This window comes from Streptomyces flavochromogenes (assembly GCF_000717595.1).
GTDB classification, from domain to species: domain Bacteria; phylum Actinomycetota; class Actinomycetes; order Streptomycetales; family Streptomycetaceae; genus Streptomyces; species Streptomyces flavochromogenes.
In genome coordinates, this window is record NZ_JNZO01000072.1 from 1 (window position 1) to 3,342 (window position 3,342).

Genomic DNA, 3,342 nt, shown 5'->3' on the forward strand with positions numbered 1-3,342 from the left:
GAGGCGTTCGAAGGGCACCGCGTCCCAGCCGACGGTCTGGCCGTGCACCACCGCCCCGTCCTCCGCGGTGCGGGCGACGATGCCGGGCACGCCGACACCCACCCCGAGGAGCCGCTCCGCGGGTACGTCCGCGAGGCGCAGCACCTCGGCGATGCCCTCGCGGAGATGGTCGACGACGACCCCGACCTCGTACCGGTCGTGCGGGTTCGGGCTGTCGACGCCCAACGGGCGTTCGGTGCGGGCGAGTTCGGTGAGGGTGAGATCGAACAGCTCGATCCTGACCCGGGTCTCGCCGACGTCGACGCCGATCATGCAGCCGCTGCCGGGGGAGATCCGGAGCAGCGTACGGGGGCGCCCGCCGGCCGAGTCGACGCTGCCCGCCTCCTCGACGAGGCCCTCCGCGACGAGCTCCGCGACGACGTTGCTGATGGAGCCCGAGCTGAGACCGGTCGCCGGGCCGAGGGAGAAGCGGCTCAGCGGCCCGTCGAAGTAGAGGCGCTGAAGGACGGCGGTGCGGTTCTCGCGTCGCAGGTCACGCACGGTGCGGCCGTTCCGCATGGTCACTGGGCCCCCAGGTGAAGTAGTCCTGAGCGCAACATACCGCTGTCAGGGCCCTCGGCGCGTCCTTCTCTTGAGGTTTAACTCACATCCTGAAATAAGCCCTTGGGGTCTTCAGGACCTGAACGCGGGCTCAGGCCCTGCGGAGGCCGCTGAGGAGCAGCTCGGCCAGCTGTTCGTATGCCTCGGCATCGGCGAGGCCGGTCGCCGCCGCGACCTGGCGGCGCTGGATGCGGACCATCACCGAGGAGATGACGTCGGCCGCGAAGGTCACGTGGACCTCGCGGAAGACGCCGGCCCGGACGCCCTCCTCGATGAGCTGCTGCACCCGGCCGGCCGCCGCGCGCGTGTTGCGCTCGTACACCTCCGCCGCCGGCTCGAACGCCGCCACGTCGTCGAAGAACTGCGGCGAGACCGGTGCCAGCTCGGCCGACACCGCCCGCAGATAGGCGGCGAGCCGCTCGGCGGGGTCGGTCGCCGCGGCCAGAACCGCCTCGACCCGGGCCGTGGCGCGCCGGAAGAAGTGCACGACCGCCGCCCGGACCAGCTGCTCCTTGCTGCCGGCCAGGCCGTACAGGGTCCGCTTCGAGCAGCGGAGGCGTGCGGCGAGATCGTCGAGCGTCAGCCGGGCGAAACCCTCGCCGACGAGGAGGGTGACGAGCTCTTCGAAGAGGGCGGAGCGGCGTGCCGCGCCGCGGCCCGTCAGCTTCGGGGCGTCGGCGGCTGAGGTCTCGATCACCCGGTCAGTATTCCAGGCCGGTGCTCCGAGGGGGTTACGGGGACACCCGCCTGCGTTACTCTAAGCGGTACTGCAGTACCTGTCCCAGTACCACTTTGCGCGCCGCTGGAGTCGCCATGGATGTCGACCGCCTGCTTCCCACCCCCGAGGCAGCGGACCTCATCGCCCTCACCCGGGAGATAGCCGACAAGGAGCTCTCCCCGCGGGTGGACGAGCACGAGGCCGCCGAGAAGTACCCCGAAGGACTGTTCGCCACCCTCGGCGAGGCAGGGCTGCTCGGTCTGCCGTACCCGGAGGAGTACGGCGGCGGAGGCCAGCCGTACGAGGTCTACCTGCAGGTTCTCGAGGAGCTCGCCGCTCGCTGGGCCGCCGTCGCCGTCGCCACCAGCGTCCACACCCTCGCCTGCCACCCGCTCCACACCTTCGGCACCACCGAGCAGAAGGAGCGGTGGCTGCCCGAGATGCTGGAGGGCCGCACCATCGGCGGCTACAGCCTCTCCGAGCCGCAGGCCGGCTCCGACGCGGCCGCCCTCGCCTGCAAGGCCGAGCGGCAGGACGACGGCAGCGGGTACCGGATCACCGGCACCAAGGCGTGGATCACCCACGGCGGCAGGGCCGACTTCTACGCGCTCTTCGCCCGGACCGCCCCCGGCAGCCACGGCATCTCCTGCTTCCTCGCCCCCGGCGCCACCGAGGGTCTCGGCTTCGGCGCCCCCGAGCGCAAGATGGGCCTCCAGGCCGTCCCGACCACCTCCGCCTACTGGGACGGCGCGCTCCTCGACGCCGACCGGCTCGTCGGGGACGAGGGGCAGGGTCTCCAGATCGCCTTCAGTGCGCTCGACAGCGGCCGCCTCGGCATCGCCGCCTGCGCCACGGGCCTCGCCCAGGCCGCCCTCGACGCGGCCGTGGGATACGCCAACGAGCGCACGACCTTCGGCCGCCGCATCATCGACCACCAGGGCCTCGGCTTCCTCCTCGCCGACATGGCCGCAGCCGTCGACGCGGCCCGCGCCACCTACCTGGACGCGGCCCGCCGCCGCGACCTCGGCCGGCCCTTCAGCCGCCAGGCCAGCGCGGCCAAGCTCATCGCCACCGACACGGCCATGAAGGTCACGACGGACGCGGTCCAGGTCCTCGGCGGCTACGGCTACACGCGCGACTTCCCGGTCGAGCGCTACATGCGCGAAGCCAAGATCACCCAGATCTTCGAGGGCACCAACCAGATCCAGCGCCTCGTGATCAGCCGGGGGCTCGTCCAGCCGTGACGGCGCTCCGCCGGTCCGCTCCGGAGGCACTCCCGGAGCGGTCCCCGGGGGCACTCCTGAGGAGGTCGGCGATCTCCGTGAGGCCGTGCCGAGTGGCATGGTGGAGGGCCGTGTCGCCGTGCGGGTCCGGGAGTTCGGGGTCGGCGCCCGCCGCCAGGAGCAGAGCGACGACGTCCTGGTGCGCGCGGCCGCCCGAGCCGAGGATCACGGTCTCCAGGAGGGCCGTCCAGCCCAGCCGGTTGACGTGGACGACGTCGATGGCCGTCTCCGCGAGGACGGCCCGGACATAGGCCACGTGGCCCCGCTCGGCCGCCGGGATCAGGGCCGTACCGCCGTAGCGGTCGGTGAGCCTCAGGTCCGGCCCGGCGGGCAGCAGGGTCCGCATCATGCTGACGCCTCCCGTGACGCCGGTGACCAGCCAGGGGCTGTCGCACCGGTCGTCCTGGGCGTTCGGGTCCGCGCCCGCGGCGACGAGGATCCGGGCGGTGTCGACATGGTCGTGCCGGGCCGCGTGCAGCAGCGGGGTGCGGCGGCGTCGGTCCCGGACCCCGACCCGGGCACCCGCGGCGAGGGCCGCGCGGACGTTGACGGTGTCACCGTGCGCGGCGGCCGCCAGGAGGGTGTCGTCGAGCGCGTTCATGGTGGCCTTCCTCGTGCGGGCGCGGGTGCCCTACCGCGTCGGGTTACTTGCCGAGGGAGGCGACGCCGGCCTGGGCGAACTTCTCGTCGAGGTCGCCCGAGGGGGCGCCCGCGACACCGATGCCGGCGATCGGCGCGCCC

At 73.0% G+C, this 3,342-nt stretch carries 4 protein-coding genes and 1 pseudogene; 1 reads left to right on the plus strand and 4 read right to left on the minus strand.

All coding sequences use genetic code 11. The features are described 5' to 3' along the window. Together IF00_RS0140185 and IF00_RS0140190 are read right to left on the minus strand one after the other, a co-directional pair. A partial coding sequence (locus tag IF00_RS0140185; protein ID WP_030327048.1) for an ROK family protein occupies nucleotides 1-564 on the minus strand: 564 nt, incomplete at its 3' end. A gap of 127 nt (nucleotides 565-691) precedes the next feature. Next, a complete protein-coding gene (locus IF00_RS0140190) occupies nucleotides 692-1,297 on the minus strand; it encodes a TetR/AcrR family transcriptional regulator (RefSeq protein WP_030327049.1) in 606 nt (201 codons plus the stop codon). A 116-nt stretch (nucleotides 1,298-1,413) separates the two neighbouring features. On the opposite strand from IF00_RS0140190, the gene IF00_RS0140195 reads away from it, so the two are divergent. Continuing rightward, nucleotides 1,414-2,562 (plus strand): acyl-CoA dehydrogenase family protein, encoded by a 1,149-nt coding sequence (locus IF00_RS0140195; protein ID WP_030327051.1) that lies wholly within the window; start codon nucleotides 1,414-1,416, stop codon nucleotides 2,560-2,562. Here the strand turns inward: IF00_RS0140195 and IF00_RS0140200 are convergent. Together IF00_RS0140200 and IF00_RS45970 are read right to left on the minus strand one after the other, a co-directional pair. Further along, nucleotides 2,537-3,202 carry an ankyrin repeat domain-containing protein gene (locus IF00_RS0140200; protein WP_078945064.1) on the minus strand — a complete coding sequence of 222 codons (666 nt, stop codon included), beginning with the start codon at nucleotides 3,200-3,202 and terminating at the stop codon, nucleotides 2,537-2,539. The genes IF00_RS0140195 and IF00_RS0140200 overlap by 26 nt on opposite strands. Nucleotides 3,203-3,245: 43 nt before the next feature. Further along, nucleotides 3,246-3,342 (minus strand): annotated as a pseudogene (locus tag IF00_RS45970) (heme-binding protein); the annotation flags it as partial.